At 43.9% G+C, this 23,809-nt stretch carries 26 protein-coding genes; 18 read left to right on the forward strand and 8 right to left on the reverse strand.

Going from position 1 to position 23,809, the window contains the following annotated elements; all coding sequences use genetic code 11:
- Positions 1–56: 56 nt before the first annotated feature.
- Together BTO09_RS02515 and BTO09_RS02520 are read right to left on the reverse strand one after the other, a co-directional pair.
- On the reverse strand, positions 57–1,091 hold the full coding sequence (locus BTO09_RS02515; RefSeq protein WP_087523162.1) for an RluA family pseudouridine synthase: 1,035 nt from the start codon (positions 1,089–1,091) through the stop codon (positions 57–59).
- Positions 1,084–1,695: a PASTA domain-containing protein gene (locus BTO09_RS02520; RefSeq protein ID WP_087523163.1), complete on the reverse strand. Its 612-nt coding sequence runs from the start codon at positions 1,693–1,695 to the stop codon at positions 1,084–1,086. Before BTO09_RS02520 ends, BTO09_RS02515 begins: the two co-directional genes overlap by 8 nt.
- A gap of 124 nt (positions 1,696–1,819) precedes the next feature.
- On the opposite strand from BTO09_RS02520, the gene BTO09_RS02525 reads away from it, so the two are divergent.
- Together BTO09_RS02525 and coaD are read left to right on the forward strand one after the other, a co-directional pair.
- Entirely contained in the window at positions 1,820–2,803 is a 984-nt protein-coding gene (locus BTO09_RS02525; protein WP_087523164.1) for a D-alanine--D-alanine ligase, read from the forward strand.
- Positions 2,804–2,816: 13 nt separating this feature from the next.
- Positions 2,817–3,275, forward strand: a complete 459-nt coding sequence (gene coaD / locus BTO09_RS02530) for a pantetheine-phosphate adenylyltransferase (RefSeq protein ID WP_087523165.1) — start codon at positions 2,817–2,819, stop codon at positions 3,273–3,275.
- A 54-nt stretch (positions 3,276–3,329) separates the two neighbouring features.
- On the opposite strand, the gene BTO09_RS02535 is transcribed toward coaD, so the two are convergent.
- Positions 3,330–4,055 carry a T9SS type A sorting domain-containing protein gene (locus BTO09_RS02535; protein WP_087523166.1) on the reverse strand — a complete coding sequence of 242 codons (726 nt, stop codon included), beginning with the start codon at positions 4,053–4,055 and terminating at the stop codon, positions 3,330–3,332.
- A 113-nt stretch (positions 4,056–4,168) separates the two neighbouring features.
- Here BTO09_RS02535 and BTO09_RS02540 point away from each other — a divergent pair, with 113 nt between their 5' ends.
- Positions 4,169–5,911 carry a M14 family metallopeptidase gene (locus BTO09_RS02540; RefSeq protein WP_087523167.1) on the forward strand — a complete coding sequence of 581 codons (1,743 nt, stop codon included), beginning with the start codon at positions 4,169–4,171 and terminating at the stop codon, positions 5,909–5,911.
- On the opposite strand, the gene BTO09_RS02545 is transcribed toward BTO09_RS02540, so the two are convergent.
- Positions 5,879–6,505, reverse strand: coding sequence for an NUDIX hydrolase (locus tag BTO09_RS02545; RefSeq protein WP_087523168.1), 627 nt, complete (start codon positions 6,503–6,505; stop codon positions 5,879–5,881). The genes BTO09_RS02540 and BTO09_RS02545 overlap by 33 nt on opposite strands.
- Positions 6,506–6,512: 7 nt before the next feature.
- On the opposite strand from BTO09_RS02545, the gene pyrE reads away from it, so the two are divergent.
- Entirely contained in the window at positions 6,513–7,154 is a 642-nt protein-coding gene (gene pyrE / locus BTO09_RS02550; RefSeq protein WP_087523169.1) for an orotate phosphoribosyltransferase, read from the forward strand.
- Between the two features lie 3 nt (positions 7,155–7,157).
- Positions 7,158–7,550 carry an orotate phosphoribosyltransferase gene (locus tag BTO09_RS02555; RefSeq protein ID WP_087523170.1) on the forward strand — a complete coding sequence of 131 codons (393 nt, stop codon included), beginning with the start codon at positions 7,158–7,160 and terminating at the stop codon, positions 7,548–7,550.
- On the opposite strand, the gene BTO09_RS02560 is transcribed toward BTO09_RS02555, so the two are convergent.
- Positions 7,547–8,278 (reverse strand): biotin--[acetyl-CoA-carboxylase] ligase, encoded by a 732-nt coding sequence (locus BTO09_RS02560; protein WP_087523171.1) that lies wholly within the window; start codon positions 8,276–8,278, stop codon positions 7,547–7,549. The genes BTO09_RS02555 and BTO09_RS02560 overlap by 4 nt on opposite strands.
- A 90-nt stretch (positions 8,279–8,368) precedes the next feature.
- Between BTO09_RS02560 and rsfS the strand changes: the two genes are divergently transcribed.
- From rsfS to BTO09_RS02590, 6 genes are all read left to right on the forward strand, one after another.
- Entirely contained in the window at positions 8,369–8,740 is a 372-nt protein-coding gene (rsfS, locus tag BTO09_RS02565) for a ribosome silencing factor (protein ID WP_087523172.1), read from the forward strand.
- A gap of 9 nt (positions 8,741–8,749) precedes the next feature.
- Positions 8,750–10,711 carry an ATP-dependent zinc metalloprotease FtsH gene (ftsH, locus tag BTO09_RS02570; protein ID WP_087523173.1) on the forward strand — a complete coding sequence of 654 codons (1,962 nt, stop codon included), beginning with the start codon at positions 8,750–8,752 and terminating at the stop codon, positions 10,709–10,711.
- Between the two features lie 102 nt (positions 10,712–10,813).
- Positions 10,814–11,428 carry an LUD domain-containing protein gene (locus tag BTO09_RS02575; RefSeq protein ID WP_087523174.1) on the forward strand — a complete coding sequence of 205 codons (615 nt, stop codon included), beginning with the start codon at positions 10,814–10,816 and terminating at the stop codon, positions 11,426–11,428.
- 1 nt (position 11,429) lies between these two features.
- The gene (locus BTO09_RS02580; RefSeq protein WP_087523175.1) at positions 11,430–12,230 is read left to right on the forward strand and encodes a phosphatidate cytidylyltransferase; all 801 of its coding nucleotides are present in this window, start codon (positions 11,430–11,432) and stop codon (positions 12,228–12,230) included.
- A complete protein-coding gene (locus BTO09_RS02585; protein WP_087523176.1) occupies positions 12,220–12,870 on the forward strand; it encodes a phosphatidylserine decarboxylase family protein in 651 nt (216 codons plus the stop codon). Before BTO09_RS02580 ends, BTO09_RS02585 begins: the two co-directional genes overlap by 11 nt.
- Complete coding sequence (locus BTO09_RS02590; protein ID WP_087523177.1) at positions 12,867–13,133, forward strand: acyl-CoA-binding protein; 267 nt, start codon at positions 12,867–12,869, stop codon at positions 13,131–13,133. The genes BTO09_RS02585 and BTO09_RS02590 overlap by 4 nt, the downstream gene beginning before the upstream one ends.
- Position 13,134: 1 nt before the next feature.
- On the opposite strand, the gene BTO09_RS02595 is transcribed toward BTO09_RS02590, so the two are convergent.
- A complete protein-coding gene (locus tag BTO09_RS02595; RefSeq protein WP_087523178.1) occupies positions 13,135–15,762 on the reverse strand; it encodes a valine--tRNA ligase in 2,628 nt (875 codons plus the stop codon).
- A 240-nt stretch (positions 15,763–16,002) separates the two neighbouring features.
- Between BTO09_RS02595 and BTO09_RS02600 the strand changes: the two genes are divergently transcribed.
- On the forward strand, positions 16,003–16,413 hold the full coding sequence (locus tag BTO09_RS02600; protein ID WP_087523179.1) for a DUF1573 domain-containing protein: 411 nt from the start codon (positions 16,003–16,005) through the stop codon (positions 16,411–16,413).
- A 46-nt stretch (positions 16,414–16,459) separates the two neighbouring features.
- Here the strand turns inward: BTO09_RS02600 and BTO09_RS02605 are convergent, their stop codons facing one another.
- Positions 16,460–17,791, reverse strand: coding sequence for an aspartyl protease family protein (locus BTO09_RS02605; protein WP_087523180.1), 1,332 nt, complete (start codon positions 17,789–17,791; stop codon positions 16,460–16,462).
- Positions 17,792–17,886: 95 nt separating this feature from the next.
- Between BTO09_RS02605 and BTO09_RS02610 the strand changes: the two genes are divergently transcribed.
- Together BTO09_RS02610 and murB are read left to right on the forward strand one after the other, a co-directional pair.
- The gene (locus BTO09_RS02610; protein WP_087523181.1) at positions 17,887–19,077 is read left to right on the forward strand and encodes a pyridoxal phosphate-dependent aminotransferase; all 1,191 of its coding nucleotides are present in this window, start codon (positions 17,887–17,889) and stop codon (positions 19,075–19,077) included.
- A 3-nt stretch (positions 19,078–19,080) separates the two neighbouring features.
- Positions 19,081–20,088 (forward strand): UDP-N-acetylmuramate dehydrogenase, encoded by a 1,008-nt coding sequence (gene murB / locus BTO09_RS02615; RefSeq protein WP_087523182.1) that lies wholly within the window; start codon positions 19,081–19,083, stop codon positions 20,086–20,088.
- On the opposite strand, the gene BTO09_RS02620 is transcribed toward murB, so the two are convergent.
- Positions 20,066–20,626: a hypothetical protein gene (locus tag BTO09_RS02620; RefSeq protein WP_087523183.1), complete on the reverse strand. Its 561-nt coding sequence runs from the start codon at positions 20,624–20,626 to the stop codon at positions 20,066–20,068. The genes murB and BTO09_RS02620 overlap by 23 nt on opposite strands.
- Positions 20,627–20,718: 92 nt before the next feature.
- On the opposite strand from BTO09_RS02620, the gene BTO09_RS02625 reads away from it, so the two are divergent.
- Genes BTO09_RS02625 through BTO09_RS02640 form a run of 4 tightly spaced genes read left to right on the forward strand, consistent with a single transcriptional unit; the run spans position 20,719 to position 23,806 of the window.
- Complete coding sequence (locus BTO09_RS02625; protein WP_087523184.1) at positions 20,719–20,919, forward strand: membrane or secreted protein; 201 nt, start codon at positions 20,719–20,721, stop codon at positions 20,917–20,919.
- Positions 20,920–20,925: 6 nt separating this feature from the next.
- Complete coding sequence (locus BTO09_RS02630) at positions 20,926–22,020, forward strand: glycosyltransferase (RefSeq protein WP_087523185.1); 1,095 nt, start codon at positions 20,926–20,928, stop codon at positions 22,018–22,020.
- Entirely contained in the window at positions 22,011–22,583 is a 573-nt protein-coding gene (locus BTO09_RS02635) for an RNA polymerase sigma factor (RefSeq protein WP_157663408.1), read from the forward strand. Before BTO09_RS02630 ends, BTO09_RS02635 begins: the two co-directional genes overlap by 10 nt.
- Positions 22,583–23,806 (forward strand): Nramp family divalent metal transporter, encoded by a 1,224-nt coding sequence (locus tag BTO09_RS02640; RefSeq protein WP_087523186.1) that lies wholly within the window; start codon positions 22,583–22,585, stop codon positions 23,804–23,806. Before BTO09_RS02635 ends, BTO09_RS02640 begins: the two co-directional genes overlap by 1 nt.
- The last annotated feature ends 3 nt before the right edge of the window (positions 23,807–23,809 follow it).

Raw genomic sequence — 23,809 nt, forward strand, 5'->3', positions numbered from 1 at the left:
GCGAGAACAAGGGGCAAAACTAAAGTGTGTAAATGCCACTATTGACTAAACCAATACTACTGCATATGCTTGGCGTAGTCGCGCCATTTGGCAATACACTTTTCCATATCCTCTGGCAAAGCTGCTTGAAAACGCATGAATTCACCGCTAACCGGATGCTCAAAGCCTAACGTTGCCGCATGCAAAGCTTGCCTCGGTAGCACTTTAAAACAGTTCTCCACAAATTGTTTGTACTTGGTAAAAGTGGTTCCTTTTAAGATCTTTTCGCCACCGTAACGTTCGTCATTGAAAAGGGTGTGACCAATGTGTTTCATGTGTACACGGATCTGATGGGTACGACCTGTCTCTAAAGTGCAGGAAACCAAAGTAACATAGCCCAAACGCTCCTGAACTTGGTAATGAGTTACCGCTGGCTTTCCTTTCAGGTCGGCTTCTTCGCCTAAGAAGACCGTGTTTTGAAGTCTATTTTTAGGATGTCTGCCGATATGACCTTCTACAGTGCCTTGATCTTCTTCCATATTGCCCCAAACCAAAGCGGTATAGGTTCTCTCTGTGGTCTTATTGAAGAACTGTGAAGCCAGATGAGTCATGGCCTCTTCGGTTTTAGCAACCACCAATAAACCACTGGTATCTTTGTCAATGCGATGCACTAGGCCAGGTCTACCGCTACTATTGTTAGGTAAATTCTCAAAGTGATAGGTCAGGGCATTGATCAAAGTTCCACTGTAATTTCCGTGCCCTGGATGCACCACCATTCCTGCAGGTTTGTTGACCACCAATACGGCATCGTCTTCATAAACTATGTCGAGCGGAATGTCTTCTGGAACCAACAGAAACTCATACGGCGGATGGGCGAACATCACCGTCACAACATCGTGTGGTTTTACCTTGTAATTCGATTTTACGGGAACGTCGTTAACGTATATATTACCCGCTGTAGCAGCCTTTTGGATCTTATTGCGAGTGGCCTTTTCAATATAGTTCATCAGGAATTTATCCACGCGAAGTGGCTGCTGACCTTTTTCCGCTACAAATCGATGGTGTTCGTAAAGATCGTCGTTTTCCTCTTGTTCCAAGGCCTCTTTATCCATCGGAATCGGAATCAGAATCAATACCGGAATCAGCTTCGCGTCCCATGCGCAGGTTACCTTTACCATCGCCCAAAACGAGATCTATAACTGCAGTCTTTTGCAACATCGCCCCTGGTTCAATGAGTTCACCTTTATGACGTAATTGCAAGACCTCATCCTTAGCGATATAAGGTCTGTAGGTTACCTTTCCGATCTTAAAGCCCATAGAAACCAAGGTAGGTTCGGCCTGTCGTCTGGTTCGTCCAACTACATTGGGTACAGGAAGCGAACGGTAGTCCGATCGGTTTACGGTAAGATAAATGGTTCGTTTCTCCTTGACCATACTTCCTGCCTTTGGCAGTTGTTCAATAACAGACTGTTTTGGATAATCTGGATTGTAATTGGTAGTATCTAAGACCTCCCAACGCAAGTCCAATTCTGTGAGTGCAAGGTTTGCCTCATCTAAGGTCATTTTGGCCAGATCGGGCACCTGTATCTGTTGATTGTGATTGGTACTCATCCGCAGATAGAACAGCAATACAAAGACAAATCCAACGGCAACCAAAAGGGCCAAGCCAAGTTGTTTTAAGAATGTTTTGGTCAGTAAGAATCTAACGAAACTCATTAAAACGAATAGTTAATTTAAAAGACGAAAATACATATATTTGAGAAGATATTACAACTGCTCAACGATTTGGTTCAGCCACAGCTGAAACTTAAACAACAAACGCTAAAATCTGCACAATCTTATGACGCCCATTAAAGTTGCCGTAATTATGGGAGGCTTTTCCAGCGAACAATCAATTTCTATGGAAAGTGGAGCCACCGTGGTAAAACACTTGCAAGATGCAGGTTTTGAGGTTTTTGCCGTGCATATTGAACCCAATCAGTGGTATTATCTGGATGGCAAAAATAAAAAGCACCGGGTCGACAAAGGCAATTTTAGTTTTGAGGTGAATTCAGAACGAGTAGTGCCAGATGCTGTATTTAATGTAATTCACGGTACACCGGGAGAAGATGGCTATATGCAAGCCTATTTCGAATTGTTGGGTATTCCGCAGACCTCCTGCAATTTCTATCAAGCCGCACTGAGCTTTAACAAGCGTGATTGTTTGGCTGTATTGAAGCAGTTTGGAGTCAAATGTGCCCAATCGTATTACCTTAACAAACAAACTCCGGTAGCCTTAGAAGAGATTGTCAAGACCGTTGGTTTTCCTTGTTTTGTGAAGCCGAACCGTGCCGGAAGCAGCTACGGCGTGACTAAGGTCTATCAGATGGAAGAATTACAACCTGCAATAGACAAGGCTTTCGAAGAAGATCATCAGATCTTAATAGAAACTGCCTTGGTAGGAACAGAGGTTAGCGTAGGTGCCTACGACAAGAATGGAGATGTTCAAGTATTATTGCCCACAGAGATAGTTAGTGAGAATGACTTCTTTGATTATGAAGCGAAATATTTGGGGAAATCCCAAGAGATAACCCCAGCGCGAATAAGCGAGGAAGAAACGGCTAAAGCTCAGGCAGAGACCGCTAGAATCTACGGACTTTTAGAAATGAGTGGTTTGGTGCGATGTGATTTTATTCTTCAAGATGGCGAACCTTATTTCTTAGAGGTCAACACCAATCCGGGCTTGTCTGAAGCCAGTATCATCCCTAAGCAAGCAGCAACGGCAGGCATACCGCTAGCAGAGCTCTTTGCACAATTGGTACACAACGTATTGCCGCAGAAATAGTATCTTAGTAAACATGAAGAAAAAGGCAGTATTTCCAGGCTCTTTTGATCCGATCACTTTAGGACATTGCGACATCATAGAACGCGGTTTGCAACTCTTTGACGAAATCGTATTGGCCATTGGAGTTAATTCAGCCAAACAGTACACCTTTGGCTTAGAAGAGCGCAAACGCTTTTTAGAAGAGACCTTTGCAGAAGAAAGTCGAATCAGCATTGCCACTTACAATACCCTTACCGTAGACTTTTGTAAAAGTGTTGAGGCACAATTCATCTTAAGAGGTTTAAGAAGCACTAAGGACTTCAATTACGAGCAACCCATAGCTCAGACCAACCGCGTTATGGCCGGCGATGTAGAAACCGTTTTCTTAATGGCTTCTCCAGAGGTAACCCACATCTCTTCTTCCATAGTGAGAGAGATCATGAAATACAATGGGAATTACCAAAACTTGGTTCCTTACACCGTTAGAAAATAAAGACATAAAAAAACCCTGCCGTTTGGCAGGGTTTCTTTTGCAATAGACTAGGTCTTATTGCTTAACGATCTTAGTTGTGTAGTTTCCTTCAGTAGTTTCTAAAGTAAACATATAGATCCCGTTAGAAAGACCAGAAGTGTTGATGGCTCCATTTACCATTACAACTCCAGTGTCTCTACCCAATACGTCGAAAAGCTTAGCGCTAGTTACTTCAGCTCCTACAGGAACAGTAACGTTAAGCACGTCTTTTACAGGGTTAGGATAAACAGATACACCTTCTAGGTTGTTGTCTGCAGTAGATAGTGTGGCAAGTACAGCATCTCCTGAAACATCGATGTTAGAGATAGCCTCGTTAGCAACTAGCATGAACACGATATCTCCATCGTTGAAGATAGCAGTTCTTGTACCGTCAAGACCAGCATCGTTATCAAAGCATCCAGCTCCAATACCACCTAGGTTATCAGTTACAGTCAATCCAGTTGGATCAGTTTCGTCAAGAGTAGTAGCGAAATAGAATACTGGATCAGAAACACCAACAGGGTTAGAAAGTGTTGCAGTTACCGTACCTCCAGTTACTACTTCAAATTTGTAATCAAGCGAAGGAACGTTGAAGTTACATCCTACTTGACCTTCTTCTTGAGTACCATTTGGAACGTTGGCATCAACATCAGTGTATGGAAGCGCACCGATTTGGATAGCGTTAGCCATGTCCACGTTTGTTTGTGCAAACGACACGCCTGCTACCATTAGACAGGCCAATAAAAGAGTAATTTTCTTCATGTCAATTTGTTTTAAGATTAGTTTTACATCGTAAATGTAGCATTTAAAAGTTGAAAGAACAAAGTGAAAATCCTATTCTTTTATAATTTTAAGCCATTAAATTTCAAAGCACTATGCACAGAATCCTTGCCTGTTCCTTTATTTTACTGTTATTATCGTGTAAATCTGATGTAAATTCCGAAGCCGATTTTACCACCCTTTTTGAGCAGTCGGATGGACTGCAAACCCCTGAGTACTCGGCGGTTATTTCTTACTACGAGGACTTGAGTGAGGCTTACACCTCTGTAGCCATGTACGAAATGGATAGGACAGACAGCGGTAATCCCTTGCATTTAGTGACTTTCAACCCAAATCGAAGCTTTGATTCAGAGCTAGGCTTGGACGGCAAACAAACCGTGGTCTTGATCAACAATGGGATCCACCCTGGAGAAAGTGACGGTATAGATGCTAGTATGATGCTTATGAGAGACTTGGCACAAGGAAAGATACAAGTGCCTCAAAACCTTATAGTCGCGGTTATTCCGGTTTACAATATTGGAGGTGCACTTAATCGCAACTCCCACAGCCGAACAAATCAAAACGGTCCGGAAGAATACGGATTCAGAGGTAATGCTAGAAACTTTGACCTGAATCGGGATTTTATCAAAAGCGACACCCGCAACGCCACGGCCTTTCACAAGTTGTTTCAGTTGTTGGATCCGGATGTGTTTATAGACAACCACGTGAGCAATGGTGCCGATTACCAGTATACACTCACCCATCTTTTTACCCAACACAATAAACTCGGGGGGCAAGCTGGTACATTTTTGCACGAAAGAATGATGCCCGCACTAGAAGATTCCTTGCAAGCAAAAGGTTGGGATATTACTCCCTACGTAAATGTGTTCAACCGCACTCCAGAATCGGGTTTTTCACAATTTCTGGACGGCCCCAGATATTCTACAGGTTACACCAGCCTGTTCAATACCCTTGGTCTAATGGTAGAGACCCATATGCTCAAGCCTTATAAAGATCGCGTTATGGGTACTTATGCGCTGATGCAATCGGTATTGGAATTTGCTGAATCTAATTCGGAGCAGATCAAACAAGTTAAACGCAATGCTTGGAAGAATTATACCGTAGGGGCTGATTATCCGATCGGCTGGACGGTAGACAGCAGTAAGACCTCAAGCTTGAATTTTAAAGGATTTGAGGGTACCTACATTCCAAGTGCTATCACCGGGGCCAATCGCCTTAAATACGATCGCGATCAAGCTTTCGAAAAACCGGTCACTTATTACAACTATTTCAAAGCCACAGATACCATAACCATCCCAGAATATTACATTATCCCCAAAGGTTGGTGGCCGATCATAAATCGTTTAAGAGCCAATGGTGTGAGCATGGATCAATTCGATAAGGACACTGTATTAAGCGTTACCAGCTACCGCATAGCGGACTATAAGACCTACAACAGACCGTATGAAGGGCATTATCCGCATTACAATACCCAAGTAGAGGCTATAGAAACCGATGTTCTCATTGCTAAAGGCAGTTATAAAGTCTCTACGCAACAAGAAGCTGTTCGCTACCTACTGGAAACATTAGAACCAACGGCGGTGGACTCCTTTTTCAATTGGAATTTCTTCGATACTATTTTGCAACAAAAAGAAGGTTTCTCGCCCTATGTCTGGGAAGATCTTGCCTTGGAATTCTTAAACGAGAACCCCGATATCAAAGCCGAGTTTGAAGCAAAGAAGGCCGCCGATGCGAACTTTGCTCAGAATTGGTATGCACAACTGGATTGGATACACAAGCGATCGCCCTACTATGAGGCAGCGCATTTACGCTATCCGATCTACAGGGTGGGTGGTTAAATACTCCTTCGGAAAGAGTAGCTTGATATTCTCGTAGCTACCTTGAAGTGCTTTTTGGGTTTGGGCAAAATTCTTCCATTTCGCCTTTTCGATACCTTCTTTGGTCTGTGGTTTTAGATTGCCGCTGTACGAGGTGTGCATTTCGTACCAGTAGGTGATCTTGAGTCTGCGCTCGCCGTTGCGCTTAAAGACGTGATAGGTCTTTTGAATAAATCTTGTCACCTCGAGTTTCTTGGCACCAGTTTCCTCTTGTACTTCTCGAACTGCAGCGTCCTCTGGAGTTTCATCTTTCTCCAATCCGCCTTTGGGCAGATCCCATTTCTTATTGCGGTAGATAAACAATATTTCTTTATTGTCGTTGTAGACCAAACCGCCACCAGCTTCCACTACTTTTAGTTTTTTACGCAGGTAGTATTCGAGTTTGTCGACCTCTGCGTGGTAGAGATTCACGTGGGTAAGCTCTCCTTTCTCGATCTTTTTGATCAACTTTTTGAAACGCACCAGTTCTATAGGGATAGAGACGTACTTTTTACCGATGGATTTCTCCGTGGAAAGTATCACCGGAATCTCATTTATAAAAACTTTATAATACATTTGCAAAATGATATTGAAAAAGGAAACGGCTCAAAAAACCGCTGAACTTTTGTTGCAAATTAATGCAATAAAATTGCAACCACAAAACCCTTTTACATGGGCTTCTGGTTGGAAGTCACCTATCTATTGTGACAATCGGATCACCTTGTCTTATCCGCACATTCGCAACTTTTTAAGAGAACACTTGGCCGGACAGATCGAAGAGCTCTACGGCAAACCTGATGTTATTGCAGGAGTTGCTACTGGGGCCATTGGTATAGGTATGTTGGTTGCTGATTATATGAATTTACCCTTCATTTATGTCCGTCCGGAGCCTAAAAAGCACGGCCGTCAGAATCAGATCGAAGGTATTTTAGAAGAGCATCAATCTGTAGTGGTTGTGGAAGACCTGATCAGTACTGGGAAAAGTAGTTTGAACGCCGTTAAGGCACTGCGAGAAGCCAACGCACAGGTAAAAGGTATGCTCGCCTTGTTTTCTTACGGATTCGATACGGCAACAACCAATTTTGAAGAGGCTCAGGTACAACTGCACACTTTGAGTAACTATCAGCATTTATTGGAACAGGCCGAAAAATCCAAATACATCACCAAAGACGAATTAGAAACTTTACAACAGTGGCGTAAAGATCCCGCCAACTGGATGCAATAAGCTATGAATTTAACAAGCAAGACCGTAACCCTAGATAAATCAGCTCAAGAAGTCTGCGACTTTTTAAGCGATGTAAAGAACTTTGAGCAGCTCATGCCAGAGAACACTGCAAAATTTGAGCTCATTGGTGATAACGCCTTTGTCTTTGCTCTTAAAGGTATGCCTGAGATCGCCTTGGAACTCAAGGAGATCAACGCTCCAAATCAGGTTGTTCTAGGCGCCAAAAGTGATAAATTACCTTTCACACTTACCGCTAATATAGAAGAGCTAGAGGCTAATAAATCTGCAACTACTTTAGACTTTGCAGGAGAATTCAACGCTATGATGGCGATGATGATCAAAGGCCCTATCAAATCGTTCTTAGAAGCATTGACAGATCAGCTACAAACGATCTAGTATTCCATTTTTATCGTTTTTACGGCGAATTGCTGCAGGGAGTCATCTGCCAGCTGTAATTCCAATTCGCCATCTGGAGTTACTCCCTTGATCAAGGCGGTGAAGGGTGGATTCGCTCCGCAGCGAAAAGTAGCAGCCTTGTCCTTTTTGTAAAGCACTTGCAGGTACGCTGCATACCAATCTTGCTGATTCACTAAGCGAAAGTCATCAAAGTACTGATAGACTTGTGCGGCTATACGCATCCCGAGTTCTTCCACCTCATAGGTTTTCCCAGTGAGTTGTTTGAGCGAGTGTGCCCGTGGCAGATCCTCGGGGAGTTCATTGTTGACATTCAATCCTATCCCAATGACCCGATGAGCAGGTTTTCCGGCTGTCCAAATATTCTCTATGAGTATGCCACCGAGCTTTTTGTTGTATGACATAATGTCGTTGGGCCATTTAATACTGACAGCGGGAATCTTCAGGGCATCCAACTGCTTTTTTACCGCAAGGGCCACTACCATTTGCGGCATAAATGCAAAGACCTCCGGATGCTGCTCAAAACGTCGGTAGAGGCTCATGGTAAGGCTTTCGCCCGCTTTAGAATACCATCGGTTTCCGTGTTGGCCTTTCCCTTGGGTCTGATCTTTGGCAATGACCACGGTTTGCTCCGCTGGAAGCCCAGATTTTAAAAGCGCTTTCAGATAGTCATTGGTAGAAAGGGTGGCATTAAGTTTGATTAGCTTCAAGGGAGGAACTTAAATATTCTGTTAATCTTAAATGGATGACGTCTTTAAGGAACAAAAAAAGTAATAACTTTGCATAAATAAACAGATTTAATGTCAAAAAAAGAAGTAGGAACAGATCAATTAATCACTCAAATAATACGGGGAATTGAAGAGGTTAAAGGACAGGATATAGAAATCCTGGACTTGCGAGAAATTGAGAATACGGTCTGCGATTATTTCATTATCTGCAACGGTACCTCGAACACGCAGGTCAATGCGATTGTCAATTCCGTTCAGAAATCTGTGAGCAAAGAATTACGCGAAAAGCCCTGGCATGTAGAAGGAACCGAAAATGCCGAGTGGGTCTTGATAGACTACGTTCATGTAGTGGTGCATGTTTTCCAAAAACACATTCGAGAATTTTACGATATCGAAGGCCTATGGGGCGATGCCCATTCCATCAAGATCGAATCTACTTATTAAAAGCAAGAAATGGCGGAGGAAAAGAAAAATAATGAAGTAAAGAAACCCAAGTTCAGTCCATACTGGATCTACGGGATCGTTATAGTGATATTATTGAGCATCCAATTCATGGGTGGCAACAGTTGGTCTAAACCGCCTGCTACTACGCAGGAGGAATTTTTAGACTATATGCGTGATGGCGACGTTCAAGAATTGGTCGTTGTGGCCAATACGCGCAAAGCACGAGTTTACTTGACTCCAGATGCCAAGCTCAAAGACAAACACCAGAATACCGACAAGAGTTCATTTAGGGTGAGTTCTGCAACTACTCCAGATTACGAATTTCAGTTTGGTGACCCTACGTTCTTTGAGGAGCGCATCGTAGAGATCAACAACGAGCTTAAAGAAGCGGGCAAATCTGCGACCACAGTAAAACGGACCACAGAAGAAAGCGTAATGAGCGATATTTTGATCAGCTTGTTGCCCTTCGCTATCATTATCGGGATCTGGATCTTGATCATGCGCCGCATGTCTGCAGGAGGAGCTGGCGGAGCTGGCGGACAGATCTTCAACATAGGAAAATCTAAAGCAAAACTCTTTGATCAGAATACAGAAGTAAAGACCTCCTTTAAAGATGTAGCCGGTTTGGAAGGTGCTAAAGAAGAAGTTCAAGAGATCGTAGATTTCTTAAAGCATCCTGAGAAATACACCTCCTTAGGTGGTAAAATTCCAAAGGGAGCACTATTGGTAGGACCTCCGGGAACTGGAAAGACCCTCTTGGCCAAAGCAGTGGCTGGAGAGGCTAAAGTACCTTTCTTCTCCTTGTCTGGTTCTGACTTTGTGGAGATGTTCGTAGGAGTTGGTGCTTCTCGTGTGCGAGACTTGTTCAAGCAAGCCAAAGAAAAATCACCTTCTATCATCTTTATCGATGAGATCGACGCCATTGGTCGGGCTCGTGGTAAAAGTAATTTCTCCGGATCCAATGATGAGCGTGAAAATACCCTAAACCAGCTGTTAACAGAAATGGATGGTTTCGGAACCAACACCAACGTTATTGTACTTGCAGCGACTAACCGCGCCGATGTACTGGACAAAGCCTTGATGCGTGCAGGTCGTTTTGACCGCCAGATCTATGTGGATCTTCCTGATGTTCGCGAGCGCAAGGAGATCTTTGAAGTTCACTTAAGACCTATTAAAAAGCTGGAAGAGCTAGATACCGACTTCTTAGCCAAACAAACCCCTGGTTTCTCTGGAGCTGATATTGCCAACGTTTGTAACGAAGCCGCTCTTATCGCTGCTCGTAAAGGCAAAAAAGCAGTTGGCAAACAAGATTTCTTAGATGCTGTAGACCGAATTGTTGGTGGTTTAGAAAAAAAGAACAAGATCATCACTCCAGAAGAGAAAAAAGCGATCGCATTCCACGAAGCCGGTCACGCCACCGTAAGCTGGATGTTAGAACACGCTGCTCCCCTTGTTAAGGTAACTATTGTTCCTAGAGGACAGTCCTTAGGAGCTGCCTGGTATTTACCAGAGGAACGCCTTATTGTTCGTCCGGAACAAATGCTAGACGAGATGTGCGCTGCCATGGGTGGCCGTGCAGCAGAAGAAGTGATCTTTGGAAAAGTATCCACTGGTGCCCTGAGTGACTTGGAAAAAGTGACCAAGCAAGCGCGCGCAATGGTTACCATTTACGGATTGAACGACAAGATCGGAAACCTTACCTATTACGACAGTTCAGGGCAAACCGATTACAACTTCTCCAAGCCTTATTCTGAAAAGACTGCGGAGATGATCGACAAGGAGATCTCTAACATCATTGAGACCCAATACAAACGCGCTGTGGACCTGCTTAAAAAGCACAAGGACAAGCTCACCGAATTGGCCAATGTACTCTTGGAAAAAGAAGTGATCTTTAAAGACAATTTGGAACTCATATTTGGAGAGCGTCAGTGGCCAAAACCAGAGACGATTCCCGTAGAAACAAAAGGGTAGTTCCACAAATAACATTTAGATATTCTTAAAGTTGGGGTCTTAGGCTCCAACTTTTTTTTATCTTTGAGGTTAAACGTTTCAAATCCCCATCAAGAAGCACCTATGAGTCTGTTCAAAAGACTGTTGAATCCTAAATCCGGTAAGTCCAAAACTACCGAGGATACATCATTGGACAAACAGCATAGTAAATACTATCCGGAGAAACAGCTTCCTATAGACGAAAAATTCACTTATAATTTCCGCAGAAACGGTGGAAAATTCTTGTATTGTGAAAATTTAGAGGAACTGATGCAGACCTTCGATAATATTCTTATGGAGAACGATTGGTACGAAGCGGAAGCATTCTGTATAGACCAGCAACTCATAGAACGTTTTGACGGCTTTAACCTTAAATTCGGAACCAAATCCAGCAGTAAATTTTTCTTGTCACGCTGCGAATCACTTATCGCAAATAACGGTTCGGTACTCATCTCTTCCAACCAGATCAGAGAGAAGAAATTAGGGGAACTCCCAACCAATTTCATCATCTTTTCTACCACCAGTCAATTGGTCGAAAATATAGGCGAAGGCCTTAGACAGATCAAAGACCGCAACAAAAATAAAATCCCGACCAATATTACCACCATTCAGGATTTTGAAACCCAAAAGGAAAAGGATTTCATGAGCTACGGAAGTACCACAAAAAACCTATATTTGTTGCTTCTGGAAGACTTATAGCATGAAGGACCTTTTGATACGCGCAGTTTCAGGAGCGCTTTACATTTCCCTGCTTTTGGGGTCTCTCTTTTGGTCCAAAATCGCCTTTTTAATTGTCGTTTTTGTCTTTGGAGTTCTTGTGAGCCTAGAATTCTGCAGATTGAGCAAATTTGCTGTCTGGATAGGAATTCCTGTCTTGGGATTGCTGGCCGGTTTGTTGCATTGGGCAGTACCAAGTGTAATAGATCCCACCCTAATCGTATCGGCCAATATTTTAGCCAATTTAGCCTTATTGCCTTGGTTGTTCAAGGCCGATTCAAAGCTCAATGACTGGCAGCGCAAACTCGCCTTTGTGGGTTATCTCTGCCTGGGGATCGCATCGCTATCGCTCTTACCATTAGACAACAACGTTTTTAACTATAAAGTTGTTATAGCAGTATTGTGCATGCTATGGGCCAACGACACCTTTGCTTATTTGGTTGGGCGCACCATAGGTAGAACTAAACTCATGGAGCGGGTCTCACCAAAAAAGACGGTAGAAGGATTTTTAGGCGGAGCTGTAGGTGGCCTTGCAGTAGGATACGCTGCACATATGATCTACGGCGTGTATGGACTCACTAACTGGATGATCTTAGCTATCATAGTTGTGATTTTTGGCACTTTAGGAGATTTGGTGCAATCTAAAATGAAACGCCAAGCTGGCGTAAAAGACAGTGGCGTGATCATGCCTGGACACGGCGGCATTTATGACCGGATGGATAGTCTTATTTACGCTGCGCCATTTGTGTATATATTCTTAATTTTGAACTGTTATGTTTCATAAGGAAGGAAATACCATAATTCTAGCTACACTGGTACTCTGCATTGCCTCGGTCTTAACGGTGGATCAGTTTGTGACCACGCCTTGGTTGCGTTATGTACTTATGGGTGGATTTTTGATTTTGCTGATTCTGATCTTGCAGTTCTTTAGAAATCCGAAACGCAATTTTACAGCAGATCCCACAGCTGTTTTCTCTCCGGTAGATGGAAAAGTGGTGGTGATAGAAGAAGTTGAAGAACCCGAATATTTCCAAGGCAAGCGCAGACAGGTCTCTGTGTTTATGTCGCCCTTGAACGTACATGTGACGCGCTATCCTGTGGGCGGTGAGGTGGTTTACAGCAAATATCATCCCGGCAAATACTTAGTGGCCTGGCACCCTAAAGCATCCGAAGAGAATGAACGCACTACCGTAGTGGTAAAAAGCGAAAAGTTCGGGGATGTTCTTTATCGACAGATCGCTGGCGCCCTAGCCAAACGCATAGTCAACTACGCCAAAGAAGGCGAAAGCGCCGATCAAACTGCAGACAGCGGATTCATTAAATTCGGATCCCGGGTAGATGTATTTCTTCCCTTAGACGCCAAAATTGAGGTCAGCCTCAATCAGAAAGTAAAAGGTGGACTCACGGTGCTTGCGCGGGCATGAACTCAGAAGAATTAGATAAGGCATTTGAGCAGGCCGTGGCAACTATAAACAACCACGAACAGCCTTTCCCTGCCGATCTGCTGCTCCGCCTCTACGCCTATTACAAGGTTGCCACAAAGAACAAAGAATTACCCAGCGGCTCCAAACCCCTTATTACTGCCTTTAAGACCAACGCACTGTTCCAGATAAAGAACATGACGGCAGACGAGGCCAAAATGAAATACATCGAGGCCGTAAATCACTATTTACTCTACAGGAAATAAACTATTGCAGGGCAGCCAAACTCGCCTTAAGCGTCTCTATCTTGGCCAAAGCATCCGCTTCTTTTTTGCGCTCTACAGCTACAACTTGCTCCGGAGCATTGTTCACAAAGCGCTCGTTGCTCAGTTTTTTCTGAACACTCTTTAAAAAGCCTTCGGTATAGCTGAGTTCTTCTGATATCTTTGCTATCTGTGCCTCTACATCTACAGCTCCACTAATAGGAACAAAGTACTCATTGGCCTTAACTCTAAAGGTCAAAGCGCCGTCTACAGCTTCGCCGTGAGAAATATTGGCAACGTTGCCCAGCTTTTGAATAATGGGTTCCATAACACGCCCTTGCTGCTCATTATCTGCAATGACCAGATCTACAGTTTCTTTAAAGGCGATCTGATTGTTCTTTCTAATGGTTCGGATACCAGAAACCACCTCCATGGCAAAATCAAAGTTGGCTATGAAGTCCGCATCGAATTCTTCATGTTTTGGCCAGCTAGAAACTATTAGTGCTTCGTTTGGAGAACGCTCGGCAATATCTTGCCAAAGTTCCTCGGTCAAAAACGGAGTGAATGGGTGCAAAATGCGCAGGTTGTCCTCAAAGATCGCAATGGCTTCGCGATAGGTCTGGGCCGAAGCAGCTTCTCCGTATGGTGGTTTGATAGCCTCCAACATAGTAGAACAGAAATCGTCCCATACCAAACGGTAGGTTTCCATTAGTGCTGTAGAGATGCGGTATTGTTTAAACTCACTCTCTACTTTGCGCAACACTTGCTGAAAGCGGTTGCGGTACCATTTTAAGGCCAAGGCTTCTGCCTCTGTCTGCTTTTTAGCTTCGGATACTTCCCAACCTTGGATAAGTCGGTAAGCATTCCAGATCTTGTTTACAAATTTACTTCCTTGCTCGCAGAGCTCCACATCGAACATCAAGTCGTTCCCCGCGGGAGAACTTAAAAGCATTCCCACACGAACGCCATCGGCTCCGTATTTATCCATAAGAAGAATCGGGTCTGGTGAATTACCCAATTGCTTACTCATCTTTCTGCGTTGCTTGTCACGAACAATACCAGTAAGATAAACATTGCTAAATGGCTTAGCATCGCGGTATTCGTAACCGGCAATGATCATTCGGGCCACCCAAAAGAATAAGATCTCTGGGGCGGTTACCAGATCGTTGGTCGGATAGTAATATTCAATCTCTTTATTGTCGGGCTCCAAGATTCCGTTGAAAACAGAGATGGGCCACAGCCAACTAGAGAACCAAGTGTCCAGTGCATCTTCATCCTGACGCAGGTCTGCAGCCGTCAAAGCAGCATTACCACTTTGCTCTTGCGCCAATTTTAAAGCCTCTTCTGGGGTCTTTGCTACTACGAAGTCCTGTTTTCCGGTTCCGTAATAGTAAGCAGGAATTTGGTGTCCCCACCACAACTGACGCGAAATGTTCCAATCGCGAACATTCTCCATCCAGTGTTTGTAGGTATTGATGAACTTGCCAGGAACCAGTGCCACATCTTCTTTAAGCACTGCTTCTAAAGCAGGTGCTGCTAAGTCCTTCATTTTTAAGAACCATTGATCGCTCAGTTTAGGTTCTATCACGGCTCCGGTACGCTCAGAAGTTCCTACTTTATTGGTGTAGTCTTCTGTTTTTACCAAATGGCCAAGTTCTTCTAATTCTTTAGTGATGGCTTTGCGAACGGCAAATCGATCTTGCCCCTGGTAATGCAATCCGAAGGAATTTAAAGTAGCATCGTCATTAAAAATGTCGATGATCTCTAAACCGTGCTTGTCACCAAGTACTTTGTCGTTCTCATCGTGAGCAGGAGTCACTTTTAAACAACCTGTACCGAACTCTATATCTACGTATTCGTCCTCAATAATTGGGATTTCACGGTTGCAAATAGGCACTATGGCCTTCTTGCCTTTTAAATGCGAAAAGCGCTCATCGTTCGGGTTGATACAGATCGCCGTATCTCCTAAAATGGTCTCCGGACGCGTAGTTGCAATGGTCAAGGTGTCCTCTGAACCTGCAACCTTATAAGAAACATAGTATAGCTTCCCTTGTTTTTCTTGATAGATCACCTCTTCGTCAGATAGGGTGGTCTTGGCCTGCGGATCCCAGTTTACCATACGGTAACCGCGATAAATCAGCCCTTTGTTATACAGGTCAACAAAAACGTGGATCACCGACTCCGACATATCATCATCCATAGTGAATTTGGTGCGCTCCCAGTCGCAGGAGGCTCCCAAACGTTTCAATTGTTCTAAGATGATTCCGCCGTGCTTGCGGGTCCAATCCCAAGCGTGCTTTAGGAATTCATCGCGAGTTAAGCTGCTTTTTTCTATCCCTTCGGATTTGAGTTTGGCAACTACTTTGGCCTCCGTAGCAATAGAAGCATGGTCCGTACCAGGTACCCAACAGGCATTGTAACCTTCTAAACGCGCCTTGCGAATAAGCACATCTTGAATGGTGTTATTGAGCATATGCCCCATGTGCAGGACACCAGTCACGTTCGGTGGTGGAATTACGATAGTATAAGGCTCTTTTTCATTGACTTCGGAATGAAAATAACCTTGGTCCATCCAGTAGTTGTACCACTTCTGCTCTACCTCCTTAGCGCTGTATTTTGCTGCTAATGCCATTTTGGTCTGATTTTTGAACTGTATAAGGGAGCAAAAGTAGTTATATACTAAAAGATTTAAAAGCGCTTGGGCGTTTTTTGGACAACTGAAAATAATAGCTACTTTAGCAATAGGAAATGAAATGAAACACACTAAAGGTGTGCATTTGGTCGAAAAAATGTGATTTTAACACAGACTTAGCGCTCTTTTAGCAGAAAAACTAACCCAAAAAGCCTACTTTGGTCATCTAAATTAAAAGACATGAAAAAGATTATTCTTTTAGCTGTAGTAACTTTAATGAGCTATGCTGTGCAAGCCCAAGATAAGGTTGCTAAAATTGAATTCACACAAGAAACCATTGATTACGGTGAAATCAACAAAGGCGCTGATGGCGTTCGCGTATTCGAATTCACCAATACTGGGAACATCCCACTGATCATCTCCGATGTTAAATCTAGCTGCGGATGTACTGTTCCTGAAAAACCAGACGCACCTATCGCTCCTGGAGCAACCGGAACTATCAAAGTAAAGTACGACACGCGCCGTGTAGGTCCTATTCGCAAGACCATTACGGTATATTCTAACGCTGACGAGCCTGTTAAAGCCATCAAGATCAAAGGAACCATCCTTGATCCAGACAGCAAGAAAAGCGTACTGGAAAAGACACGTTAAGAAGCAATATTCTTATATTAAAAACCCTGCCAATGGCGGGGTTTTTTTATAGCACGCGTTTTAGTTTAAAGGCAATACGAAGATTATAGCCGTTGCGATTCACTTGAAATCGCAGCAGTTTGCCTTCTTTAGAGTGAAACAGGGCGTTGAGCTCTTGTAAACCAAATCGGTGAATAGGTTCTCCGTTCAAATGGGTCAGTATGTCTCCGGAGCGCATTCCCGCCTCATAGGCAGGCGAACCTTTGCGCACCTCAGCTACCTCAATTTTAGGTGCGAGTTTAATCGCGTAGAGTTGTTGTGTCTCGTACATGATGACCTCGTTCTTCACATTGTTCGGGTCATTACCGTACTTGGACTTATTGGTACCGGCAAGTTTCTCCTTTACATATTCGTATCCGTTGTGCTGTAAGGTCAACCCACTCATGTTGTAATAGAAAGGCTGATTGAAATAACGGTTCTTCTTAAGGATCAGCTCCCGGCCCGGATAGTTGATAATGGTTGTAAACCGTTTGAGCAGTTCACCTCCCATAGAACCGTCTCTGGCTTTAAACAGGTTAATATTCCCAAATGCATTTTTGTCGGGAAATGCCGTGTTCACATCCCGAAGGAAATAATCGCCCAATCTTACCCCTGAAATCCGCGAGCGATCTCCAAAGATATTGCCGTTTAGCCCTAGGCCGAGAAAGTCTCGAAAATGCTTTTTTGGCACCTTGAGCCAAGGTTCTTTGTCTTTGAGCAGCCAAAGCGCATCACCAGAACCTGAATCTAATAGCACGGTAACGGTGTCGGTAACTTTTCCCACAGTGGCCTCCAATTCCACATAAGGCTTATTGTTGTAGAAACGCAGCGGCGCCCTAAAGCATTTTTTACACTGCGGAGCCTGATAGAACTCGGGTTCGTAAAAAGTGAGTTGCTCCCTAACATAATTGGTCTCCACCACAAAGTTTTTAAAAAAATCATAGCCGATGATCCCGTGAACAGCCTCCCCGAGGCGCGGTGAGAAATTCAGGTCTTCGTCAAAAACGATATAGATACTTTGGTTCCTGTTTACAGCATCGCCAATTCTAAAGGTATTGTTGGTAGATTTTATGGCCTCTATGGAGCTGCCGGTGCCCAAGCCTCGCAATTTTACAGGTTGGGTATTATTGAGTTGAATGGAATCTTTATTCTCTATGCTGAAAAGAATGGTAGCATTAACACCAGTATCCAGTAAAAAGTCCAAAGTAACTCCGTTCAGCTCTACAGGTACTATTACCAAATTGCTCAGAAACTGAAAATCGATCTTGTTACTGACAACCCCTTTGGGTAGCTCAAAATTTCCTTGGCCCAAGTGTGTCCCAAAGGCTAGAAATGAGCAGATAAGCAACAGTTTTTTCAAGGAGAACGAATTTCTAGTATAAGTTATAAAACTTAAGCGAATGTTACTTTATCTTTGCCTTTCGAAGTAGAATTTTAACTATTTAACTGTTCGCTATGCCTGCAATTTCTCAGAAGGGGCTTGCTATGCCGGAATCGCCCATTAGAAAGTTGGTTCCGTTCGCAGAAGCCGCAATAAAGCAAGGTAAAACCATCCATCACCTCAACATTGGGCAACCCGATATCAAAACTCCTCAGGTAGCACTAGACGCCATAAAGAATAATCAGGTAGAGGTATTGGCCTATTCTAGAAGTGAGGGTTCTGATCAGTACAGAGAAAAAATAGCGGCTTATTACGCCAAACACAATATTCATGTAGGCGCAAATGATATCATAGTGACCACAGGTGGAAGCGAGGCCTTACTTTTTGCTATGGGCTGTATTGCAGATGCTGGAGATCAGATCATCATTCCAGAGCCTTTTTACGCCAATTACAATGGTTTTGCAACAGCCTCTGGGGTTGAGATCGTTCCGGTGATCTCTAAAATAGAAGACAATTTTGCCCTTCCCCCGATAGAAGACTTTGAACAACTCATTACCGAAAAGACCAAGGCGATCCTGATCTGTAACCCAGGAAACCCAACAGGTTATCTATACTCCAAGGCCGAGATCCAAAAGTTGGCTGCCTTGGTTAAAAAACACGACCTCTTCTTAGTTGCAGACGAAGTTTACAGAGAATTCACTTATGGAGATGAGCCACATTACTCCATTTTACAAGAGGCCGGTCTAGAAGAGCACGCCATTATTGTAGATTCTGTTTCCAAACGCTACAGTATGTGCGGGGCTCGTATTGGATGTTTGGTCTCTAAAAACAAAGGAGTAATGAAAACGGCCATGAAATTCGCCCAGGCCCGCTTGAGCCCTCCAACCTTTGCACAGATAGCAAGCGAAGCTGCCCTAGATACGCCAAATTCGTATTTTGAAGAGGTAAAAACAGAATACCGTTCCAGACGAGACACCTTAATTGAAGGATTGCAAGAGATCCCTGGAGTAGTTGTTGGAAAACCCAAGGGCGCTTTTTATTGTATTGCACAACTGCCGGTAAAAGATTCAGATAAATTTGCCCAATGGCTGCTGGAATCTTTTGACCTAAACGGCGAGACAGTAATGGTTGCTCCTGCGGCAGGATTTTATTCGTCTGAAGGAGTTGGAAAGAATCAGGTGCGTATCGCCTATGTTTTGAACGAAGATAAACTCAAACGTGCTGTGGCCATATTAAAAGCGGCTTTATCCGTTTATAAGGATTAACTATTGCCTACCTCATTAAAGACATACAACACCTTTGGCATTGATGCGCAAGCTGCAGCTTTTATAGAGATAAGCAGTGAAGGTCAACTCAAAGACCTCTTAGCGCAAAATGATCCTAAAGATTATTTTATCCTTGGCGGCGGAAGCAATATGTTGCTCTGCAACGATCTTGACAAAACAGTGCTCTACATTAACAATAAAGGGATCCGAGAAATAGCTCGTAATGACAGGGAGGTGATCTTGGGGTTTCAGGCCGGTGAAAATTGGCACCAAACCGTAATGTATTGTGTAGAGAATGACTTGGGCGGAATAGAAAATTTAGCGCTGATCCCCGGTAAGATAGGCGCTGCTCCTATTCAAAATATTGGAGCCTATGGCGTTGAGCTCAAAGATGTGTTTGTGAGCTGTAGCGCGGTGGAGATCTCCAGCGGAAAAACAAAAGAATTCTCGCTAAAGGACTGCGAGTTCGGCTACCGCGATTCTGTGTTTAAAAACGCCTTAAAAGGAAAATATATCATTACTGAGGTCTGTTTAAAACTCAGTCTTAAAGATCACAAGCTCTCCACTTCGTATGGAGCCATAGCTGCAGAACTGGAACGTTTAGAAGAGCAGCCAAGTCTAAAGAGTATCGCTCAGGCGGTCATCAATATCAGAAGTAGCAAATTGCCCGACCCTGCGAAAATTGGCAATAGCGGGAGTTTCTTTAAAAACCCCGTGATCTCTCGAACAGCTTTCGACAGTTTTCACGCTGCATATCCCGATGCTCCTTTTTACGAAGTAGACGCAACAGCAGTTAAAATTCCGGCCGGATGGCTTATAGAACAAGCTGGGTTTAAAGGAAAGCGTTTCGGCGATGCCGGCGTACACGACAAGCAAGCCTTGGTCTTGGTCAATCACGGTACGGCTACAGGACAAGAGATCTGGAATTTAGCCCAACGCATTCAAAAAGAAGTATTGGCTAAGTTCAATATCGCCTTACAGGCGGAGGTCAATTTGATAGGCTGTCTATAGGTTTTAGAATATGCAAGAGTCCGTTGGAGGCTCGTATGTCGGTTTGCCACAATAAATACAACTGGCCCGATTGTTCCCTAACCAACAGACTATCGGTTGCACGAGTAAAGATCCACTGTTTTCCATTTTCACTTTTTACACCCAACTGCGGACGAAAGCCGTTGATCTCTTTCATAAGTTGTGGCGTACCTAAGACTTGTTTGAGTAAATAATCGTTCCAATCCAAAGGCGGGCAATTCTCGCAAGGCCCCAATGCTCCTTTTGGAATTACCAGGGTGTGCTGTGACTTTGAATATTTCAACTGCTCAATAAATGCTTTATAATTGGTTGATTCGCCTCTAGCTTGATCTACGCGTTCTGAAAGCCGCAAGTGTAGTCCGTCAACCACAGCAAGCTTTTCAGCTATTGCAGATGAACTCAGCGTATCTTGTAGCTCCACCACTTCTGTAGGAGCCGGCGCAGGCTTCACCTCTTGTTTACAAGCTGCAAACAGTAAGCACAACAGCGAGAGTATCCCGTAATTTTTTGCAGTCCACATCGACTTAAAGATATCAAAAGATTGTATTTTTGCACTGTAAATGAGGTTGCAATTAAAACTTGCATCTTGTTTAACACCAAAAAGCTGTAAGGATGAAATTACTTTTACTCACTTTAGGACTTTTGTTAGTTGCCTTTGCGGGGATCGCCATTAAGATCTGGGCCAAGAAAGACGGCGAATTTGCCGGAACCTGTGCCAGTCAAAACCCCATGCTGAACAAAGAAGGCGAGGCCTGTGGTTTCTGCGGCAAAATGCCGAGCGAATTTGGCAACTGTAACGAAGCTTCCAAGTAATTTACATTGACGCCACTGGGCTACATAGCACTGGGCGTTCTGGCTGTTAATCTGCTGTATTACATTCTTTTTATCTACTTCGGATTTGGTAAAAGTCCGAAACCACAAACTCAAAAAGTATATCCGGTAAGTTTATTGGTTTGTGCCAAGAACGAGGCCGAAAATCTACAGAAGCACATTCCCATTTGGTTAGAACAAGACCATCCGGACTTTGAATTGGTGCTCATCGACGATGCTTCTACCGACGAGACCGCAGCGGTGATCGATCGTTTTTCAGACCTTGACCCTAGGATCACACCGGTTTATGTTAAGGCCAACGAACGCTTTCACAATTCTAAAAAATACGCGCTGACCTTGGGGATCAAAAAAGCCAAACACACCCGACTGATCTTTACAGACGCAGACTGCATCCCGGCTTCTAATGCCTGGCTGAGTGAACTCAGCAGATACTTCAGCTCAGAGAAACATTTGGTATTGGGCTACGGAAAACATCAGAAAAGGGCTGGCCTACTCAATGCATTGATCCGCTATGAAACCTTTATTACCGGCTTGCAATACCTCGCATACGCTCATGCCGGAAAAGCCTATATGGGTGTAGGACGAAATTTGGGCTATACCAAGATCTTATTCGAAAAACAGAAGGGTTTCGCCTCTCACATTCAGCTGCAATCTGGAGACGACGATCTTTTTGTAAATGAAGCTACCACTAGCGAAAACACCACTTATTGCATCGATCCGAAGTGTCACACCTTCTCGGAACCCAAAAAGAGCTTTGGAGATTGGTTCAGACAAAAGCGCAGACATATAAGTACGGCAAACCACTATCGCAGCTTTTTTAAGGCGAGTTTAGGCCTCTACTATCTCGGAAATTTGGCCTTTTGGCTTGTACTGGTCCTGCTCGCGCTTACGCAATGGAAACTCGCACTACTCTACTTTGGTCTGCGCAGCCTGTTACAATGGATATCTTATTGGGGAGCTGCCAAGAAACTAAGGGCCGGTGCCTTGATAGTTGCCGCACCTGTCTTAGAATTATTTCTCATCTGTACGCAATTGAGTATATTTATAACCAACCTGGTAAGCCCAAAACCCACTTGGAAATAAACGACCAAAAGATTACCGAAGCCATAGAAAAAGCACTTAAAGGAGACCAAATTGCCTTTAACACCTTGCTAAACACTTACTGGAACCAGGTTTATGGCTTTCAACTCAAACGCCTTAAAGATGAATACGAAGCGGAAGAAATTACCATTCAGACCTTTTCTAAGGCCTTTGACAAATTAGCTACTTACGACCCTAAATACGCGTTTAGTACTTGGCTTATCACAATTTCCAAGAACCTACAGATCGATAAGTCCAGAAAAAAGAATAGCCAGCCAGAGATAGATCGTAGAAACCTGGCCAGCGAACAGCTTAAAAAAATACCAGATAGTGCGCCAACGGCAGAAGATAAACTCATCACTGAACAAAATCTTGCAGAACTGTTATTAATGATCAAACAGCTCAAGCCGCATTACCAGGAGGTGATCAATCTGCGCTATTTCCAAGAGAAATCCTATAACGAGATCGCAGCACTAATGGACGAATCTCTGAGCAATGTGAAAGTTAAACTCCTGCGAGCCAAAAACCTTTTGGCTGCGCTTATCAAAACCAAAAGAGAAGGCTGATGCAATGGGCAAAAGCCATACGTAAATTTGGCCCAGGCTTTCTGTTTGCGGGAGCTGCCATTGGCGTTTCCCATTTGGTACAATCTACAAGAGCTGGTGCCGATTTTGGCCTCGGCCTGCTATGGGCACTACTGCTTATCAACATAGTCAAATACCCTTTCTTTGAGTTTGGCCCTCGCTATGCCATGGCAACAGGAGAAAGTCTTTTGGAAGGTTACAAAAAACTGGGCCGACCGGCTTTAGTGGCGTACTTTATAATCACCCTTGCCACGATGTTCACCATACAGACCGCTGTCACCATTGTGACTTCCGGTATTGCCAGCAGTTTGTTCGGAGGTCAAGACACTGCCCTCTGGAGCGCCATTATTACAGGTGTCTGTTTTCTGTTCTTGATCTTGGGCCGTTACAGATTTTTGGATACCCTAATGAAGATCATCATAGTTTGTCTTACCATAAGTACTCTAATTGCTGTTGCACTTGCATTTAAGAATACTGCGGATGTCAGTTGGGCGCAACAAATTCCAGACACTGCTGTGGGCATAGGTTTCTTGATCGCCTTTATGGGCTGGATGCCTGCTCCACTCGACATATCGATCTGGCATTCCATGTGGACCTTAGAGAAGAAAAAGATCACGGCTGGTATTTCTGCGGAGCAATCCCGGTTCGATTTCAATGTGGGATACATCGCCACCATAGTCTTGGCAATTTGTTTCTTATTGCTTGGCGGCTTGGTCATGTATGGCAGCGGAGCGCAATTCTCTTCCAGTGGCGGAGCCTTTGCGAATCAATTGATAGAAATGTACACCGTAAACTTAGGTGAAGGAACACGCTATATCATTGGAATTGCCGCCCTAACCACTATGTTCAGCACTACCCTAACAACTTTGGACGCATCGCCCAGAGCCATGGCCCAGACCACAGAACTGCTGCGTGAACGCGAAATGCCTAAGGCCTACCTAACTTGGTTAATCATCTTAGTAGTTGGAACTACAACCATCTTTATTTTGCTCACCAGAGTCGAAGGTCTTATGGGAGTCTTGATCCAAGTAGCTACAGTCCTCTCCTTTTTAACAGCCCCATTTTACGCCGGACTCAATATGCGTCTGGTGACCAGCAAGCATATGCCAGAAGATCATAAACCGTCTAAACCCTTATACCTGTTGGCCTGGATAGGAATGATCACCCTTATCGGTTTTAGCATTTGGTATCTTTTTACCATTTAGTCT

Source organism: Gilvibacter sp. SZ-19, from assembly GCF_002163875.1.
In the GTDB taxonomy this organism is placed as follows: Bacteria; Bacteroidota; Bacteroidia; order Flavobacteriales; family Flavobacteriaceae; genus Gilvibacter.